This is a genomic window from Bacteroides muris (ex Afrizal et al. 2022), from assembly GCF_004793475.1.
Taxonomy (GTDB): Bacteria; Bacteroidota; Bacteroidia; order Bacteroidales; family Bacteroidaceae; genus Bacteroides; species Bacteroides muris.
In genome coordinates this window covers 1-18,504 of the sequence record NZ_SRYZ01000066.1, presented here as the reverse complement: position 1 = coordinate 18,504, position 18,504 = coordinate 1, and the positions used below count along the sequence as shown (strand labels likewise).

Here is an 18,504-nt window from a genome sequence, read left to right as displayed (position 1 = left end):
AGAACAAACGTGGTTTATGCTTGTGGGCTGATGAATTGTCCGCTTGGTTCAAGAATTTCAACCGTTACAACAATGGTTCGGAAGAACAATTTTGGTTGTCGGTATTCAGTGCCAAGACCACTATATCCGACCGCAAGAATGCCAAGAGTTCCATCTTCATCAAGCGTCCGTACATATCGGTCATTGGTACTATCCAAAAGAAAATCCTGAACGAGTTGGCTAAAGGTGAACGCTCCAGCAACGGGTTTATCGACCGCATCCTGTTTGTGATGCCCAATCTGCAACAGAAAGCACGATGGAATGACAAAGAACTGCCGAAAGATATAGAGCAAGAATGGAATGACATCATTGATAAGCTGATACAATCGGAGTGCAGCCTAAATGAGCATGGAGAGATTGAACCGCAAATTCTTTTCTTTTCAGAGGATGCCAAGAAAAGACTTTATGAATGGCAGCATCATTTCTCTGAGTTGTGCGACCGAGAGACAAACGACACTATTGTGAGTATCTATTGCAAATTGGAAATATACATCATCCGTTTCTGTCTGATTATCCAATTAGCCCGATGGACTTGTGGAGAGTGTGATAAAACCTATATCGACTTGTTGACGGTGGAACGAGCCATCAAACTGACGGAGTATTTTAAGGAATCCGCATTGAGCGTTCAAAATATCCTCAATGAGAATGCGTTCAACAGCCAACAACAGGCGATAGTCAATCTACTTCCTCCAGCCTTTACAACTGCCCAAGCTATACAGATAGCCGAGCAGAATGGAATGAAGGAACGGACATTTCAACGCTTCCTCAATGACAACATCGGAACATTGTTCCGTAAAGAAAAACATGGAGAATATTCAAAGATTAACCCGTGACATTTTTGTCGGTTTTGACACTTTCCAAACGAAAACGACAATAACGACAAAAGTGACACACCCCCCAAAAAGACATACAATGAGTACACATAGATTCATATTAGAACCCTACAAAGGTGTCAGCACTCGGCACACTTGCCCAGACTGCCACCGCCAAAGATGCTTTTCCAAGTACATTGATACAGAGAAGCAAATCAAGTTCCCCGAGTACGTGGGACGTTGTGACCATGAACAAAAATGCGGTTATCACTTCACACCTCGTGATTATTTTGAGCAGAATCCGTCAGAGAAAGAAAAGTTTACGGAGGATAGTTTCAGAAGCTATACCCCTATTAAGGAAGTGCAACCAATAGCTACTTCCTACATTGATTTGGATATAGTCAACCAATCATTGCGTAGCTATCCAGCGAATAAGTTGTTTCAATTTCTATCGGCTCAGTTCGGAGAAACAGAAACATTAAAGCTCATGAAGAGATACAAGGTTGGTACTTCTAAATATTGGGACGGTGCAACCGTATTCTGGCAAACGGACAATCAGAATAAAATCCGTACAGGTAAGATAATGCTTTACAATTCCGAAACAGGTAAGCGGATAAAAGAGCCATACAATCATGTCACGTGGGTACACTCCGTACTGCACAAGGGCGATTACAATTTGAAGCAATGCTTCTTCGGTGAGCATTTGCTTCCTGAAGACAAAAGCCGTCCTGTTGCACTGGTCGAAAGTGAGAAAACGACACTTATTGCTTCCTACTATCTACCGCAATTCCTATGGATAGCATCCGGTGGAAAGAACGGTTGCTTCAATGCCAACAGCCTATCCGTTCTGGCTGGAAGAAGCGTTGTATTATTTCCCGATTTAGGAGCGACAGACTATTGGCAGAGCAAAATCGGTCTGATGAAAAGCTACGGAATTAAGGTGCAGATGTTCGATTATCTGGAAGCCAACGCCACCGAAAACGAGCGAAAAGAGGGGTACGACATAGCCGATTATCTGCTCAAAGTGAAGCCTGATGAAGCTATCCTCCAACAGATGATAAGGATGAATCCTGCCTTGAAAATACTGATAAAAACATTCGATTTGAAACTCATTAGCATACAACAAGGCACTCCACAACCGAAGGTTTCACCACCTAAGAAACGAGGATTTAGACTTTGAACTCAGAGAGAGAAATTGAGACTTTTTTTACTGTAGCAAGTTAATGTCGGTGTATTACATTTCCCGACCACTTGCTCCTCAAAAAGTCTGAGGAGGCAGCTCCCGATGGTCACAAATTATTCACTAAAACAAATTCAAATGGAAAAGAAATATACAATAACAATCCGTCTGTCATATCAGCAACACGCATGGCTTGGTGCGCTTTGCAGACGGAGCAAGCAGACTCAAAGTGAAGTCATCCGTTCGCTCATCGAGAACGGTTCGGTACGTGAAAGAATCACGCAAGAGCATATTCACATCATCCGGCAACTGATTGGTGAAAGTACTAACCTTAACCAGTTGGCAAGACAGGCAAACACCTACGGTTTCTTTGCCGTTGCAGACAGATGTGAGGAAATGGCTCAACACATTAATCAACTTATAAAACGACTGAAAGATGATAGGTAAACAGACTAAAGGAACATCGTTTGGTGGTTGTGTCCGCTATGTCCTTAAAGAGGAAAAATCCAAGCTATTGGAAGCGGTCGGAGTAGAAGGAACACCCGAACAGATGGCAGAGCAATTTGAGTTACAATCGTTACTCAACGACAAGGTAAAGAATATTGTCGGACACACCTCGCTTAACTTTCCACCAGAAGATAGTGCAAGGCTAAAGTCTGATGATGCCTTAATGCTGAGCATAGCACACGACTATATGAAACTGATGGGTATTGAAAACACGCAATACATCATTGCCCGACATATCGACCGTGAGCATCCGCATTGCCATATCGTTTTCAACCGAGTGGACAATGACGGCAAGACGATTAGCGACAAGAACGACTTCCGCAGGAATGAGAAAGTTTGCAAAATGCTCACCGCCAAATATCGCTTGCACTTTGCCAATGGTAAAGACCATATCAAAGAGGAACGTTTACGCCCCTATGATAAGGCAAAGCATGAGATATACAAGGCATTGAAAGAAGAACTGCCAAAAGCTCATAGCTGGGATGATTTGAAAGATGCGCTTGCTGACCGAGACATTGATATGAAATTCAAGGTCAGCCGGACCACACGAGAAATACAGGGTGTCAAATTTAAGCATAACGGTTTCTCTTTCTCTGGCTCAAAAATAGATCGAGAGTTCAGCTACCTGAATATCGACAACCGACTGGAAGAGAATGCTTGTGCATCCTTGTTGGAGTCAGCCAAACAGGAACCCAAACAGCAGAAAGAAGAGGTGCAGCAAAACGTCTTTCATTCCGATGATAGCTTTGGTTTCAATCTCGGTTTACTAAACGGCAACTCATCCTACGATGCCACTGCCGCAGAAGAAGCCGAGTTCAATCGGCTGATGAAAAAGAAAAAGGCTAAGCGCAAGCGAGGCTTTCATTTATAATCCACTTTTTATTAACACTTTAAATTCAATTATTTATGGTAGATTTGATTCTTGATTTCAATCTCTACTTGTGTGAGAAGTTCGGCTACAGAAACAGTTGTAGCGTGATGCAAAATGCCAATGGCTTTTGTGTGAACATCAGTGAACGTGATCTGGACTGCTACATCCGCTTCTGGGAGTATAGTTGTGGAAGAGGCAATTTCCCCGACTGGTCTATCATCATTGTGCGCAGTAACTTCAAGAAGAACCAAGAAGAAAGCCTGAAAGATTTGGCTCGCTTCTTCAAGGAGTACATGCCACGCTACGGTTACAAATACCTCTGTACCGAAGATGATGACCACGAGTACTATCAGACACTTGGTTTGAAGTGTATAATGGACGGTTTTTGTCCCAATTATGCACTAGCACTAAAAGATTTGAATGTCTGATACATGGTTTTAAAGAAAAGGAGGGGATTTTCCTCTCCTTTCCTCTTTATATAGCACAATATTTTATATCTTTGTATTCAAACTGATGATATAAAAATAAAACGATGGATAAACCCATGAATCGAATAAAAGAGGTGCTTGAAGAAAGAGGAATCAAGCAGACTTGGTTAGCAGAGAAACTTGGCAAAAGTTTCTGCATCGTTAATGCATATGTATGCAACAGACGGCAACCTAGTTTAGAGGTACTATTTGAGATAGCTGAGATTTTGAATGTTGATGCGAAAGAACTTATTCTCTCGTCAGAAAAATTAAATTAATAATAAAAATAGATATTATGCCCAAGAACAAAAATGCAGAATATCGATTTCTTGTTTTAGACAGATGCTTTAGCGACTTCCATCATAAATATACTATTGAAGATCTATTGGAAAAGGTCAACGATAAGCTTTATGATGCGAATGGAAGTAAGTCTATGATTATGGAGCGGCAACTGCGAGTAGATTTAAATTCTATTCGCAAGATGCTCCCAGATGGCATATATCTCGAAGCTATTCCGTTTGATGGCAAGAAATGTTACTATCGTTATTCTGAACCTAATTTCTCCATCTACAAAAATGAACTTTCTGTTGCAGAGGTGCAAAATCTCCGTTCTACCATAGAAATGTTAGGGAAATATAGAGGGGTACCTTCTAACGGATGGTTGGAAGAGGTGATTTCTAATCTTGAAATTAGATTTGGTGTCAAGGGCAACGCTGAAAATCTTGTTTCTTTCGAACAGAACGAACGACTAAAGGGGCTAGAATATCTTGCTATGATTATTGATGCAACAATCAATCATCAACCTCTTGAAATTGAATATGTATCAGCCAAAGGAAATTATCATAAGCATATACTTCATCCCTATTTTGTAAAACAATATAATGGAAGATGGTATCTATTTGGTCTTGATGAGAAAGAAGAACGAATTAAGAATCTTGCATTAGATAGAATTCAAAAATTGAATACAAATGAGCATGCGTTCCGTAAAAATGAAAATATAGATTTCAATTCATATTTTGATAATGTTGTTGGTGTAACTGTGCCGTATGAAGCTCAATTGGAGGAGATACAATTGAAGTTCTCTCCACATCGTTTCAAATATGTAACATCCAAACCTATCCACAAGTCGCAAAAAACGATTAGTGAAAAGGATTGTATAATATCACTCAATCTGTATCACACATTGGAGTTGGAACAACAAATCTTTTCCTTCGGGCCAGATGTTGAGGTGCTGTCCCCTACTTGGTTCAGAGACGAATTTAGCAACAAAATTGCTGATTGCATGAAAAAATATTTTTCTGTGCAGAAACCTTGCATAGAAGATGGTGAACTTTGCAGTCGTAATCAAACAATGGACGTTAAACTTTAATTTTGTTAGACATGACACAGTTCGTTACTCTTTCTGATAAGGCGCAGGCTCTCGTAAATAACTATATGAATAGTTCGATAGCTAAAAATCCTTTCGACAGCAACATTTTGAAAAAGTTGCTAATTTCAGTATATAAGTATACCGCGAGTGCGGATGTAGCATTATTATCTGTTTTGGAAAAATATGTGATTGATTTAAGTGATTATTATACAGACGAGGATATTCAGGTTCTTCTGACAGAATATTCTGCTCTTGCTATATATTGCCACCAGCATGATGATGTTTTTTATCGTTCTTCAAATAATCGAACTGCAGCTGAAATTGGCGGGTTTCATGTTGGTAATTCAGACTTTCTAACTCCAATGTCTTTGGTTGAGCTATGTCTTAAAATGTCTGATTGTAAAGCCGGCAGTAGAGTATATCTTCCGTTTGCCGGTACATGCCCATTTGCCTTATATCAGACACACTCATGTGTTTTTGATACGGCTGAAATAAATAGAGAAGTTTGGGCTTACTCTAAAATCCTTCTTTCTTCGCAAGGTATTAATGCGAATGTTGAATGTAAGAATTGCTTGGTTAGCGATGAAATGAATGACACTTATTTTAAGAATAAGTACGATTATATCTTCTCCTTTCCGCCACTTATGGGAGGACGTGAGGAACGATGCATTGCAGATACGTTTCTTTACCTTGCTCAAAATGCACTAAGGGACAATGGCGAGATTTATTGCATATTACCAATGTCTTTCTGCTTTGGAAGAGCATGGTCGGAATTTCGTAAATCCATTTTAAAGGAAAGTAACAACATGTTTTCTGCTGTTGTTATATCATTACCTCCACTTTTTCAACCGTATACCTCTATTTCTACAATTCTTCTTTGCCTGAAAAAAGACGGAAAAGGACAAATATGTCTTATGGATGCAGCAAATGATGCGTTCCTTGCCACAAAAGACTTAGCAGGATGGAAGCAAAAAACATTGAAGGCTGACAGTATCATTGAAACCATATTAAAACAAGATGAGACATATGTATGGGGAGGAGATGCAGCGTGTCTATCCGATGACGTCAATCTTCTGCCGTCACGTTACCTTATAACCAGTGTTTTGCCCAAAACCACTAGTGAGGAAAAGCTTTTTAAGTTGGCAGACCTAATTTCTGTTGTTCCCCTAGTGAGGGATAGGAGTATTACAAAAACAGATATACCTTTGATTGGTATGAGGGAGCTCTCATCTTCGTATCTGAACTGTGATATCAATCGTAAAGATATTCCTATTTCAAATAAAACAGAATATAGAATACTTTCGACTGATAGCCTTCTAATCGGCTTCATAGGTGGAAAATTTAAAGTTGGCAGAGTACATGGCGTATCGGAAGACGCCCCTATTGCTTTAAGGCACGAAGTCTTTGCAATTCAACTAAATTCCAATGTCATAACAGAAGATTATTTACTTCGCTGTATTATGTCTGCAGAGACAGAACTCCAAGCTAAGAGGATGTCATCTGGTGTGACTATATCGCGAATAAGCCAACAAGATATTTTGTCTATCTCAATTATAGTTCCAAATCTTATTTCTCAACAGGAAAACCAGTGTAAAGAAGATACTAGAAGTAGTCTGACTGAATCAGATCGTAAACTGTTGGAGTCTGCTGAAACATTTCGCCGTGACATTCATATGAAAAAGCACGCCATTGGTCAGGCCATCTTCAATCTTAATAATTGGATGAAAGTGTTGCAACGTGCTCGTAGAGATGGTAATGGTATTGTGGATGATAATGCGACAGTCGGGACTGTTCATAAGACAAAAGTATCTGATATTTACGCAAACTTGCAAGCTATTATGCAAGAATTGCAGATAAAAATAAACAAATTGGATAGTGGATATGGAATGCAAAGTAGTGAGATTGCATTAGTTGACTTCATTGAAAAATATATCCATAAAAATCAAAGTCCTATTTTTCAATATGTTTTTGATAATTTGGCACATCGTGCTTCACAATCTCTTTATGATGAAGAAAGAGATATTATTCTTGAAAAAGGTGACGCATTGGAATTAGTTCAATTCCCTTTAGAAGCATTGACTATTATTTTTGATAACATTATTAGTAATGCCTGTTGCCATGGATTTAAGGATACCGCAAATCAAAAGAATATGGTCAAAATTGATATTTTATCAGAAGGAGAAGATTACATCGTAACTATTTCTAACAATGGTGCGCCATTGCTTACAGGTTACAACACTGAGAATGTGCTTACATATGGTGTGTCTTCCAAAGAAGGTGAAGGACATTATGGTATTGGAGGATATGAAGTTCGTAAGCTAATGAGAGAATTTGGTGGTGATGCGGAACTGATATCCAATCCTAATGATGATTTTTGCATCACCTATAGGCTTATTTTCAAAAGCACCAATATAATTGCATCATTTAGTTAAATAGAATGTTATGAGTGAATTTAGATATAAAGTTTTGTGGGTGGATGATCTGAGTGGAACCCAAGACAAGATTTTTGCAAGCGGATTTGAAAGTGTCGCAGACGAATACGGCATAGACATTACCATGTTTACAAATTGGGAAGAAGCAGAAGCGGACTTGAGAAAGGACTTCAAATCATATTCTGCTATCATTCTTGATGCGAATTGCAAGTATGGTAAAAATGACAATAAGACAGATGAGCTATTTATCCCATCTGTTGTATCATCGTTAGCCCGTATGTTTGGTGAGAAGAGACAAGCAAAGCCATGGTACATACTTTCTGCCGGTACAATGAGCAAATTTGATGATGTAATCCAAATTGCAGAGAGAGAACATGCTACGCACCAAGAAGAATGGGGCAATATGGTATATCTAAAAGATGCTATAGATAATTCCATTAACTCTGTAGATACTATGTTTAAGAATATCGTAAAAGTTGCAAATACTCAAAATGCGAATATTATTGCATTTAACTTTCAAGATGTTTTCAAATATCTTGGTGAAGGAAAACTTATTTGCAAAGAAGCACGTACAATTATGATGGATATGCTCTGTACATTTTACTATCCTGCGGATAATTGGCAGTTTAAATATGATGGAAATCCACTTCGCAAAGTGATGGAATACATTTTTCGTGCTGCATATAACTATGGTTTGCTACCACAGGAATGCTTTGAACGAGATAACCAACTTAATCTATTAGAGTCGAATCGCTATATGTCCGGATTAGTAACAAAGCATAGCGAATTACGTTACGGTTCTGACAATGATACAATATTCCCAAAATCTATTGGAAATATTACATTGCAGATACTCAATTTCACCAATACCGACTCGCATACAAATGAAGAGCATCCATATACGATAGATGATAAAGACCTGGAAATTTCAGAAAACGAAAAAGAACTTTACTTTTCGTATGTTCTTCAATTATGCCATGTAATTAAATCCTTTGGGGCATTCATTGACAAACATCCAGACAAGGAAACAAATAGAAAAATGAAAAGAGCTGTCTCTACAGCCGTTCCATCTATCAATGATTCTGTAACATCTCCCGTCGGACAAAGATCAATGATTTTAGTTAGTGAAAACGGACCATACATACTGAATTGCCGCTTGGCTCCATGTTTTGCGAAGTATGAAGGAAAGTATGCGATAATAACTGAAATCAATGCTAACAAGGGGAAAGACGTTGCAGACTTTCCATATTATGCCAAAATTAACATAGAAAATTAAAAAGTAAGATATATGAGCAATAATATACAACAACAAACGACGATTAATGTTCAAGAGAAAGCGAACCTTATCTGGGCTATAGCAGATAAGTTAGTAGGTGTTTATAAACCTCATGAATATGGAAACGTCATTCTTCCTATGTGTGTCATCAAACGTTTTGAGGACACACTGGCTCCTACCAAACAGGCTGTGCTCGACATGAATGTCAAACTCGACAAAGATGGGATTGTTGTGAAAAAAGGATTCTTGGAAACAGCCGCCGGTCAACAGTTCTACAATCTTTCCCCTTTCACGTTCCAAAGCCTGCTGAACGACCCGGAGAACATCAAGGAGAACTTCGAGTCGTATCTCAACCATTTTTCGGAAAATGTGATTGACATCATTCATCGCATGGACTTCGACCGTGAACTCCAGAAGATGGCTGACAATAATGTGTTGTATCTCGTTGTGAAGGAGTTCTGCACTCCCAAGGCATATTTGGGTGCTGACCAAGTGACCAGTGTGGATATGGGTTATGTCTTCGAGGAACTGGTCCGCAAGTTCTCGGAAAGCTACGACGAGCAGGCAGGAGCACACTTTACCGCACGCGACATTATCTACCTCATGGCCGAACTGCTTGTAGGCAACGATGAAGAAAAACTGGAACGCGAAGGCATCACCGCCTCTATTTATGACATGGCCATGGGTACCAGTCAGATGCTTGGCTGCTTGACCGAACGTTTTCTGAAGATAGACCCGGAAGCGGAGATTACAAGCTATGGACAGGAGTTGAACAACCAAACTTTTGCCATAGCCAAAGCCGACACGCTCATCAAAGGCGGCAATGCCGACAACATGCGTCAGGGAGACACCTTGGGCGATGACAAATTCTCCGGTTACAAGTTCGACTACATCATCTCCAATCCCCCTTTCGGTATTGAGTGGAAGACCTCAAAGAAAGCTGTGGAAGAAGAACACAACCTTGGCGAAGCAGGTCGCTTTGCTCCCGGACTGCCTGCCATTGGCGATGGACAGATGCTGTTCCTGCTGAACGGTATTGCTAAGCTGAAAGACGAGGAGGGCCGTATGGCTATCATCCAGAATGGCAGTAGCCTTTTCAAGGGAGATGCAGGCAGTGGCGAGAGCGAGATTCGTGGCTATCTTTTGGAGAACGACTGGCTGGAAGCCATTGTGCAACTGCCCAACGACCTGTTCTACAACACCGGTATAGCTACTTACATTTGGATTATCACCAAAAACAAGAGCGAGGAACGCGAAGGGAAAGTACAGCTCATTGATGCAAGCCAATGTTTCGACAAGCGTCGCAAAAGTCTTGGCAACAAACGTGTGGAGATAAGCGACCGCTGTCGTGAACTCATCATGGAGGCTTATCGTGACTTTACGGATTGGAGTTATCAGAGTGAGGACGAGACGCTGAAAGTAGAAAGCAAGGTACTGGATAATGACTATTTCAAGTACTCCAAATTGACTGTGGAACGTCCTTTGGTAGATGAGGAAACAGGCGAGCCTATTCTCAAAAAAGGAAAAGTGCAGCCGGATGCCAAGAAACGTGACACCGAGATTGTTCCCTGGACAGAGGATATCGAAACCTATATGCAGAAGAATGTCCTCCCCTACGCTCCCGATGCTTGGATTGACGAGAAGAAAACCAAGATTGGCTATGAGATTCCCTTCACGCGTGAGTTCTACAAGTATGTGGCTCCGCGCAAAAGCGAAGAGATTTTTGCACATTTGAAGGAGTTGGAACAACTGGAGGCTGAATTGATGACTAAAATTTTGAGATAGTTATGGCAAAGACTTACGATACATATAAGGATAGTGGCGTTGCTTGGATTGGGGAGATTCCAAGTGGGTGGAAGGTCGGTCTTGTGGGACGATATTTCGATGAAATCAAAAATCCAAATACTAATCAAGAGGAAACCAATACACTTCAATTTAAAATGGGAAATATTATTTCCAAGAAAGATGGAGATAGTAAATATAACCCTGAAACTATTGAGGCTTATAATATTGTTGAACCTGGTACAATCATGATAAATGGACTAAATCTTTCGTTCGATCTTATTTCACAAAGAGTTGCCCAAGTTCATGAAAAAGGAGTTATTACTTCAACCTACCTTGCCCTTAAACCAACAGAAGGCATGAAGTCTGATTATGCAAAGTATCTTCTCAAAGCGTATGATAACAATAAAGCTCTTCATGCAATGGGACGTGGTTTACGGGCGACATTAAGTTATGGTATTTTTCGTTCAGAACCAGTCCTCGTTCCTTCTGATAATGAGCAGCAATCCATCGCCACCTTCCTCGACCAGAAATGCAGCGAGATAGATTCTTTGATTTCCTTGCAGGAGGAGATGATAAGTGAATTGCAGGCTTATAAGCAGTCTGTAATTACAGAGGCTGTAACCAAAGGTCTTGACCCTAATGCGAAAATGAAGGATAGCGGCGTTGAGTGGATTGGAGAGATACCGGAGGGATGGAAAATCGTGAAAATCAACCGAATATTCTGGTTTATTGGTGGTTTTGCGTTTAACAGCGATAAGTATGCCAAAGACACTACTCCACATCAAGTTGTTAGAATAGGCAATGTTAAAAATGACTTTCTAAAATTAGATGCATCGCCTGTTTATATCGACAAAGAGGTTGCTCATCAAGCCGAAAAATACAAACTGCAAAAAGATTGCATTTTGTTTACAATGACTGGAACAAAAGGTAAAAGGGATTATTTCTATACGCTACTATTGAAAGATGAACATTTTAAAGAAAAAGAGTTATATCTAAATCAAAGAGTTGGATGTTTTTATCCTTTTAATAATCTCATTGATGTGAGATATTATAATTATCTCTTAAAAGACAAACACATTCTTGACTCTATTTTTCTTTATGAAACAGGTACGGCAAATCAAGGCAATTTGAGTATTGAATCTATAAATAAAACACTTTTACAGTTTCCTCCTCTTTCAGAGCAACAAGCCATTGCCTCCTACCTTGACACCAAAACCCAGCAAATCGACTCCCTCATCTCCCTCAAGCAACAAAAGATTGCGGAGTTGAAGGACTACAAGAAGAGCATTATCTACGAATATGTCACCGGCAAAAAACGAGTATAGGTTATGACATCGAATAATAAGAACATACTGCTGCAACTGCTACAACAGCACAAAGCATTGGAAATATCGAAACAGATAGATTACGAAAAATTCTATCTGTATTCCATTATTACCCATTCCACAGCTATTGAAGGTAGTACCGTAACAGAAATAGAAGCCCAACTCCTGTTTGATGAGGGAATTACTGCCAAGGGCAAACCAATGATGGAACAACTGATGAACCTTGACCTGAAAAACGCATACGAATATGGCAGGGAATGGATTGCACATCACAAAGATATCACGATTGATTCACTCATCGCGCTTGCTGCCAAAGTGATGGCAAGAACCGGGGCAGAATACAACTCTTTAGGTGGTAGTTTTGATGCCTCCAAGGGGGAACTGCGCAAACTGAATGTAACGGCAGGTGCCAGAGGGAAATCGTATATGAACTGGATGAAGGTGCCTCAAAAGCTGGAAGCATTTTGCAACGAACTCAACGCACGCCGCAAGGCACTTAATCCGACGGATATAATAGCTATATACGAACTGAGTTTCTGGGCACACTACGAACTTGTGACCATACATCCTTGGGCGGACGGCAACGGCAGAACCTGTCGCCTGCTGATGAACCTCTTGCAAATGGAATATAATGTATTGCCTACGAAAATATTCAAAGAAGAAAAAGGCGAATACATACAAGCCTTGATAAACACAAGAGAAAAAGAGGACATGGAAATATTCTTCAATTGCATGACCGAGTTGCATTGTTCTCATTTGAAACAGGACATCGAACACTATGTTAAGTCGGTAGAAGTGGTCGATAAAACAGACCTAACGAAGGAAATGGTCGATAAATGGTCGATAAAGCCTTCCCTTGCCGAGAAAATGGTCGATATTTTATTGTTTATGGCCGATAAAGACGAAATAAAGACCGAAACGGTTGTCAGTGCTTTCGGCTTCACCGAGACAACTGCCAAGCGTTATCTACGTCAATTGACTGAATTTGGATATTTGGAAGCTCACGGAGGCAATAAAAACAGAACTTACTCTAAAAAAGACTAACACACCATGACACATACAGGTTTATACGAAAAGAACTTTGAGGCAGATATCGAACAATACCTGCTCACAGAAGGTGGCTATACCAAAGGCACACAGGAAACCTACGACAAGGAAAAAGCCATTGACCTCGACACCTTGATTCGCTTTATCAAGAACTCCCAACCCAAGGAATGGGAAAAGTTTGAACGTAAGTATGGCAATGGAGCCAAAGCGCAACTGTATAAAACAATACAAGGGAGAATCCTAAAATATGGGTTGATACACACCCTGCGCAACGGAATCAACGATTTTGGCATTCCGTTGAAACTTTGCTTCTTCGCTCCTACCTCTATGCTCAACCCTGAACTCGTTGAGAAATACAATAAGAACATCCTGGAGTGTACACGCCAGTTTATCTATAGCAAGGACCTGAAGAACTCCATCGACATGGTGCTCTCGCTCAATGGTATCCCTATCGTTGCCATAGAACTGAAAAATCAGTTCACCAACCAGGACCTAAGCGACTCCATCGAGCAATGGAAGACGAACCGCAATCCCAAGGAACCGCTATTCCATTTCGACAACCGCATCCTTGCCTACTTCGGTTGCGACCTGTATGAGGCGGCCATGGCCACCGAACTGAAGGGTGAGAAAACATTCTTCATGCCTTTCAACCAAGGCAGCAATGGTGCAGGCGAAGTGGGCGGCGCAGGCAATCCGCCACAAGAGGGAGACGACTACGTGACCAGCTATTTGTGGAAGGATGTGCTGCGCAGAGACATGCTGCTTGCCATCCTGCAACGCTACATCATGCGGCAGGAGGAAGAGAAAATTTCCATCATCAAAGACAAGCATGGCAAGGAAAAAGAAGTTTCGGACAAGAGTGTGAAAATCATCTTCCCTCGCTACCACCAACTGGACGTGGTGGAGAAACTTATCCACGATACGGAAAACAAAGGTTCAGGCAACAATTACCTGATTCAGCACTCTGCCGGTTCCAGCAAATCAAACTCTATAGCCTGGCTGACCTACCGTCTCTCTTCGTTGCACGACAAGGACAACAGACATATTTTCAAAGGCGTGTTTGTGGTAACAGACCGTCGTGCGTTGAACAGACAACTCCAAGACACAATTCTTGGCTTCGAGCATGTGAATGGAACAGTGACTACTATCACAGAGAAGGACGCAAATGCCAGTGAAAAATTGCGTGACGCTATCAATGCAGAGCAAACCGGCATCGTCATCACCACCTTGCAGCGTTTCCCTCAAATCTATGAGCAAATCACTTCACACAGCGGAAAACGCTATGCCGTCGTAGTGGATGAAGCCCATTCAAGCCAAAGCGGTAAGAGTGCGGAAAAGCTGAAAGCCGCCCTTGCCGATACCGACGAGGCCTTGAAAGAACTTGCCGAATGGGAAGACAAGAGCGTGGAAGAACTGGAGAAGGAACAAGACCGACTGATGCTCGACCTGTTAAGTCAGGGACAGCACAACAATCTTTCGTTCTATGCATTCACAGCTACCCCTAAGCCCAAAACGCTCCAGACTTTCGGCGTCCTGGCTGAAAAAGGTGAGACCCCAGACAAGGACAAGTACAAGGCTTATCACAACTACTCAATGTTGCAGGCCATTGAAGAAGGCTTTATCAAAGACGTGCTGAAGAACTATACAACGTATCAGATTTCATACGAAATAGCACGTAAGTCGGAGGATAATCCCGACTATGAGGAAACACCTGCCACGATAGCGTTGAAGGCTTTCCATGACAATCACAAGGATACAATCAACAAAAAGACAGCTATCATAGTAGAGAAATTCCGCGAAGTGACCCTTCAAAGCATGGCAGGTAAAGCCAAGGCTATGGTAGTGACATCCAGTCGCGCCCATGCCGTCCGTTATTTCTTTGCTGTCAAGGAATACTGCAAACAACATAAGATTACGGATATTCATCCCATGGTGGCATTCTCCGGCAAAGTGGAATATAACGGTGTGGAATATACGGAGCCCAAACTCAATACAAGAGACGAAAAGACCATTTCGGAAGACAAGCTTCCCCTCTACTTTGCCAGCGACTTCTACAACATGTTGATTGTGGCGGACAAGTATCAGACAGGATTTGACGAGCCGATGCTCCACACCATGTTTGTGGACAAGAAACTGAAAAACGTGAAGGCGGTTCAGACGCTATCGCGCCTGAACCGTTCCCATCCGTTGAAAGAGGATACCTATGTATTTGACTTTGCGAATACTTCAGAAGAGATTCAGACTGCCTTTGAACCTTTCTATAAAGGAACAGAGCTAATCAATCCGGCGGACGTGAACTATGTATATCAGTTCCACACGGATATCGAACTTTATCACCTTTGGACAACCGAGGATGAAGAGAAATTCTACGACCTTTTTACTGTTGCGCAAGGCCAAAAGGACAAAGGCAAGTCTAAACTGGGCGCATTGTCCAATGTGCTGAAGCCGGTTGTTGCCAGGATTGAAGAACTGGATGAGGATACACGCTTTGCCGTTCGTGGAAAAATCAAGAATTTCATCCGTTTCTACGCATACATGGCGCAGATTGCCCGAACCTTCGACCGTTCGCTGATGAAATCCTACATCTTTGCCGACTATCTCTATCGCGTGTTGCCCAAGAACCCACGGGAAAGGGTGGACTTGGAGAAAAAGGTGCGCCTTGTCAACAATACCATCAAAGCAAACGACAGCACCCATATCATACTCGGTGGTGACAAGCCTGAAATAAAGGGCGAGAATCCGGGAGCAGCCCGCAAGCCGGAATATACTCGTGACTTATTGGACAATATCATTGTCAAAGTAAACCTGATGTTCCGTGGCGAATTCTCGGAGGCCGACCGTGTCATGGTAGAAGGTATCTTTGACCATATACAGAAATCTGCCACCAAGAAGATGCAAAAGCAAGCGGTGGGCAACGATGAGAATCAGTTTGTGGAAAGTATTTTCCCGGACATCTTCGGCAAAGCTGCCCAACAGTGTTATACCACCCAAACAGATGCCTATCGCAAGTTGTTTGAAAACCAGGAATTCTATCAAACCTTGATGCAACAAATGGGACACGCCATCTATGAACGCTATCGCGAGCAAGAGGAAAAGGCCTATACGATTGAGAACCTGCAAAACAAGATGATTCCGACAATCCGTGAGGAATTTATTGGAATAGCTGGCATTGGCAGGTCACTGGAAGAAGCATTTGAATGGATGATAAAGGTTATAAAAACAGAAAGTATTGATAAATACAATGGTTTGACAGATACCGTTCTAAATGCGTTGTTCAAGCTTTACTGTACCCCTCAAACGCTTACTTTGCCAGAAAAACGTATTTATCTCAAAGCCCTTGTAACCGGTTATGAATCCTATCTGAAGAAACTCTATTTCCTCATTACAGGTAAAGAAGTAACAGACAAGAATGGCGACACGGAGCATGCGGCTCTAAGCAACGCTTTATATTGCATGCGACTAAACAGACTGCAATATAGCGACAAATCAATCGACCAGAAGTTTGCGCAATATGTAGATCTTCTTGTAAACCTACGCAATGAAGAGAACCATCAGGCGAAGAGTCTCGGTGCAAAAGAGGTTCAGTTAGGGATTCATGTTGTAACGACCATGCTTATGTATATTACATTTAAAAATATAACAGAGCTTGAAATGGTGGAAGATAAGTTTGTCATAAAGAATATTAACAAGCTACCTAAAAAGTATGTCATCATGGAGAAGGCGGCTATGAGTCAAATGGTTGCAGAGGGTACTTTGGAATATTCTTCAAAAGGAAGCAATTAGAGTAGAATTTTTCCAACTTCACATTTGCTATGCAAAAAGACTGCATAGGTACATATTAACTTTGCAGCGATAAATGAAGTTTAACCAATAAAAGTGTAATAATGGCTGATTATACAACTCTTATTAATCGTATCGAAAGTAGATACAATCCGGATTCTCTTAGAGAAGTCCGCCAGAATTCCATTTCTTCTCTTTCTGGCATAGACAAGGATATTGCAAAATACGTAAAACTTGCAATGAATGAAGTTGACCCTATATATACGAATAAGACTTTAGAAGCAGGTGAAAATGCAAAATCGCATTTACAAAGAGAACTACAGCAAAGTGTCGATTTTCGATATCAGGGTTCTGTAATGACTAGAACTCATATTCGTGGTGTGAGTGATATTGACCTGCTTACAATTACAAGTAAGTTTCAAGACACAGATTACAGCAAAGCTAAAGCATTTATTGAAAATCACCCCTATTCGTATGATATAGAAACAACGCGAATAAAGAATTGGGTCAACAACTTTACTAGATATATTGGAGATGCGAATAATGATTTAAGACAACTTCGTTTGGAAGATGAAAGAATTTTGCAATCTCATTATGTAATATGCGATATTACGAAACCAAAATCTATACGTATCACGAACCAAAACCTACATCGTGATGTTGACGTTGTTGTTGCTTCATGGCATGATTCTCTTGATTATATTAGTGGGAAAGGAGAAATATACAAAGGTATCTATATTTATGACAAACAAAAAAACGACCGTCTAGGTCCTGACTATCCATTCCTCAGCATCGATAGAATCAACACTAGAAGTTCATACACCGAAGGGCGACTCAAAAAGATGATTCGATTTCTAAAGAATATAAAAACGGATGCGCCTGTAAATATAGACCTCACAAGTTTTGATATAAACGCAATCTGCTACGACATTAACCCCGAATCATATCGTAATTCCTATTACCTGGATTTAGTTCGTATATTATGGAATAAGCTTTACAACTTAAGCCAAAATGAAGCAGAAGCAAACAACTTAAAATCCGTTGACGGAACAGAATACATATTTAGATATAATCCGTCTAAACTTGAAAATTTAAAGCGACTAGAAAATGAAGTTTGGAAAATTTACAACGATATAAAATAATGAAACCAAGAATTTTTATAGGATCTTCTACAGAGGGATTAGCTGTTGCTCAAAGAATTAAAACATTCTTTGAGCCAGACTATGATTGTTATATTTGGAATGACGGCATATTTCAATTTAATGAAGGCTTTTTGGAAACCTTACTTAAGTCTGCAAGTTTGTTTGATTTTGGTTTTATGGTATTTGCTGCTGACGATATTAGTAGAATCCGAAATCAAGAATATAATACAGCAAGAGATAATGTGCTTTTTGAATACGGACTCTTTTTGGGAAGAGTTGGAATTGACAGAGCCTATATCATTAAAGAAGATACGGTTAAAATACCATCTGATATATTAGGTGTTACATTACTATCTTACACGACAACTTATAACCAAGATAGGATCAAAATACCTAATCAGGACTTTGAAACACAACTCACTACTGTCCCATTAAAATCTGAAAAAGTTCTTTGAAATTATTGAAATATAGT

Annotated in this window: 15 protein-coding genes; all 15 read left to right on the top strand. The window is 40.5% G+C overall.

The window, feature by feature from the left end; all coding sequences use genetic code 11:
- Positions 1-872, top strand: an 872-nt coding sequence (locus E5355_RS17590) for a DUF3987 domain-containing protein (RefSeq protein ID WP_136011355.1), incomplete at its 5' end; no start/stop codon positions are given.
- Positions 873-951: 79 nt separating this feature from the next.
- Positions 952-2,031 carry a DUF6371 domain-containing protein gene (locus E5355_RS17585; RefSeq protein WP_136011354.1) on the top strand — a complete coding sequence of 360 codons (1,080 nt, stop codon included), beginning with the start codon at positions 952-954 and terminating at the stop codon, positions 2,029-2,031.
- A 138-nt stretch (positions 2,032-2,169) separates the two neighbouring features.
- Positions 2,170-2,478, top strand: coding sequence for a MobC family plasmid mobilization relaxosome protein (locus E5355_RS17580; RefSeq protein WP_136011353.1), 309 nt, complete (start codon positions 2,170-2,172; stop codon positions 2,476-2,478).
- Positions 2,468-3,409: a relaxase/mobilization nuclease domain-containing protein gene (locus E5355_RS17575; RefSeq protein WP_136011352.1), complete on the top strand. Its 942-nt coding sequence runs from the start codon at positions 2,468-2,470 to the stop codon at positions 3,407-3,409. The genes E5355_RS17580 and E5355_RS17575 overlap by 11 nt, the downstream gene beginning before the upstream one ends.
- Before the next feature lie 35 nt (positions 3,410-3,444).
- A complete protein-coding gene (locus E5355_RS17570; RefSeq protein WP_136011351.1) occupies positions 3,445-3,837 on the top strand; it encodes a hypothetical protein in 393 nt (130 codons plus the stop codon).
- Between the two features lie 104 nt (positions 3,838-3,941).
- The gene (locus E5355_RS17565; RefSeq protein WP_136011350.1) at positions 3,942-4,154 is read left to right on the top strand and encodes a helix-turn-helix domain-containing protein; all 213 of its coding nucleotides are present in this window, start codon (positions 3,942-3,944) and stop codon (positions 4,152-4,154) included.
- A gap of 17 nt (positions 4,155-4,171) precedes the next feature.
- Positions 4,172-5,245 (top strand): helix-turn-helix transcriptional regulator, encoded by a 1,074-nt coding sequence (locus E5355_RS17560; RefSeq protein WP_136011349.1) that lies wholly within the window; start codon positions 4,172-4,174, stop codon positions 5,243-5,245.
- A 65-nt stretch (positions 5,246-5,310) separates the two neighbouring features.
- Positions 5,311-7,677, top strand: coding sequence for an N-6 DNA methylase (locus E5355_RS17555; protein ID WP_168354377.1), 2,367 nt, complete (start codon positions 5,311-5,313; stop codon positions 7,675-7,677).
- Positions 7,678-7,687: 10 nt separating this feature from the next.
- Positions 7,688-8,953, top strand: coding sequence for a hypothetical protein (locus tag E5355_RS17550; protein WP_136011347.1), 1,266 nt, complete (start codon positions 7,688-7,690; stop codon positions 8,951-8,953).
- Positions 8,954-8,965: 12 nt separating this feature from the next.
- On the top strand, positions 8,966-10,738 hold the full coding sequence (locus E5355_RS17545; RefSeq protein ID WP_136011346.1) for a type I restriction-modification system subunit M: 1,773 nt from the start codon (positions 8,966-8,968) through the stop codon (positions 10,736-10,738).
- Positions 10,739-10,740: 2 nt separating this feature from the next.
- Positions 10,741-12,063 (top strand): restriction endonuclease subunit S, encoded by a 1,323-nt coding sequence (locus E5355_RS17540; protein WP_136011345.1) that lies wholly within the window; start codon positions 10,741-10,743, stop codon positions 12,061-12,063.
- A gap of 3 nt (positions 12,064-12,066) precedes the next feature.
- The gene (locus E5355_RS17535; protein ID WP_136011344.1) at positions 12,067-13,107 is read left to right on the top strand and encodes a Fic family protein; all 1,041 of its coding nucleotides are present in this window, start codon (positions 12,067-12,069) and stop codon (positions 13,105-13,107) included.
- A 6-nt stretch (positions 13,108-13,113) separates the two neighbouring features.
- Entirely contained in the window at positions 13,114-16,893 is a 3,780-nt protein-coding gene (locus E5355_RS17530; RefSeq protein WP_136011343.1) for a type I restriction endonuclease subunit R, read from the top strand.
- Between the two features lie 101 nt (positions 16,894-16,994).
- Positions 16,995-18,032, top strand: coding sequence for a hypothetical protein (locus E5355_RS17525; RefSeq protein WP_136011342.1), 1,038 nt, complete (start codon positions 16,995-16,997; stop codon positions 18,030-18,032).
- Positions 18,032-18,487 (top strand): nucleotide-binding protein, encoded by a 456-nt coding sequence (locus E5355_RS17520; RefSeq protein ID WP_136011341.1) that lies wholly within the window; start codon positions 18,032-18,034, stop codon positions 18,485-18,487. Before E5355_RS17525 ends, E5355_RS17520 begins: the two co-directional genes overlap by 1 nt.
- Positions 18,488-18,504 lie beyond the last annotated feature (17 nt).

Bases quoted from the DNA above. Each gene is read 5' to 3' on its own strand.
- E5355_RS17575 (WP_136011352.1), top strand. From the start codon at position 2,468: ATGATAGGTAAACAGACTAAAGGAACATCGTTTGGTGGTTGTGTCCGC.
- E5355_RS17550 (WP_136011347.1), top strand. From the start codon at position 7,688: ATGAGTGAATTTAGATATAAAGTTTTGTGGGTGGATGATCTGAGTGGA.
- E5355_RS17560 (WP_136011349.1), top strand. From the start codon at position 4,172: ATGCCCAAGAACAAAAATGCAGAATATCGATTTCTTGTTTTAGACAGA.
- E5355_RS17525 (WP_136011342.1), top strand. From the start codon at position 16,995: ATGGCTGATTATACAACTCTTATTAATCGTATCGAAAGTAGATACAAT.
- E5355_RS17530 (WP_136011343.1), top strand. From the start codon at position 13,114: ATGACACATACAGGTTTATACGAAAAGAACTTTGAGGCAGATATCGAA.
- E5355_RS17570 (WP_136011351.1), top strand. From the start codon at position 3,445: ATGGTAGATTTGATTCTTGATTTCAATCTCTACTTGTGTGAGAAGTTC.
- E5355_RS17585 (WP_136011354.1), top strand. From the start codon at position 952: ATGAGTACACATAGATTCATATTAGAACCCTACAAAGGTGTCAGCACT.
- E5355_RS17520 (WP_136011341.1), top strand. From the start codon at position 18,032: ATGAAACCAAGAATTTTTATAGGATCTTCTACAGAGGGATTAGCTGTT.
- E5355_RS17540 (WP_136011345.1), top strand. From the start codon at position 10,741: ATGGCAAAGACTTACGATACATATAAGGATAGTGGCGTTGCTTGGATT.
- E5355_RS17580 (WP_136011353.1), top strand. From the start codon at position 2,170: ATGGAAAAGAAATATACAATAACAATCCGTCTGTCATATCAGCAACAC.
- E5355_RS17545 (WP_136011346.1), top strand. From the start codon at position 8,966: ATGAGCAATAATATACAACAACAAACGACGATTAATGTTCAAGAGAAA.
- E5355_RS17565 (WP_136011350.1), top strand. From the start codon at position 3,942: ATGGATAAACCCATGAATCGAATAAAAGAGGTGCTTGAAGAAAGAGGA.
- E5355_RS17535 (WP_136011344.1), top strand. From the start codon at position 12,067: ATGACATCGAATAATAAGAACATACTGCTGCAACTGCTACAACAGCAC.
- E5355_RS17555 (WP_168354377.1), top strand. From the start codon at position 5,311: ATGAATAGTTCGATAGCTAAAAATCCTTTCGACAGCAACATTTTGAAA.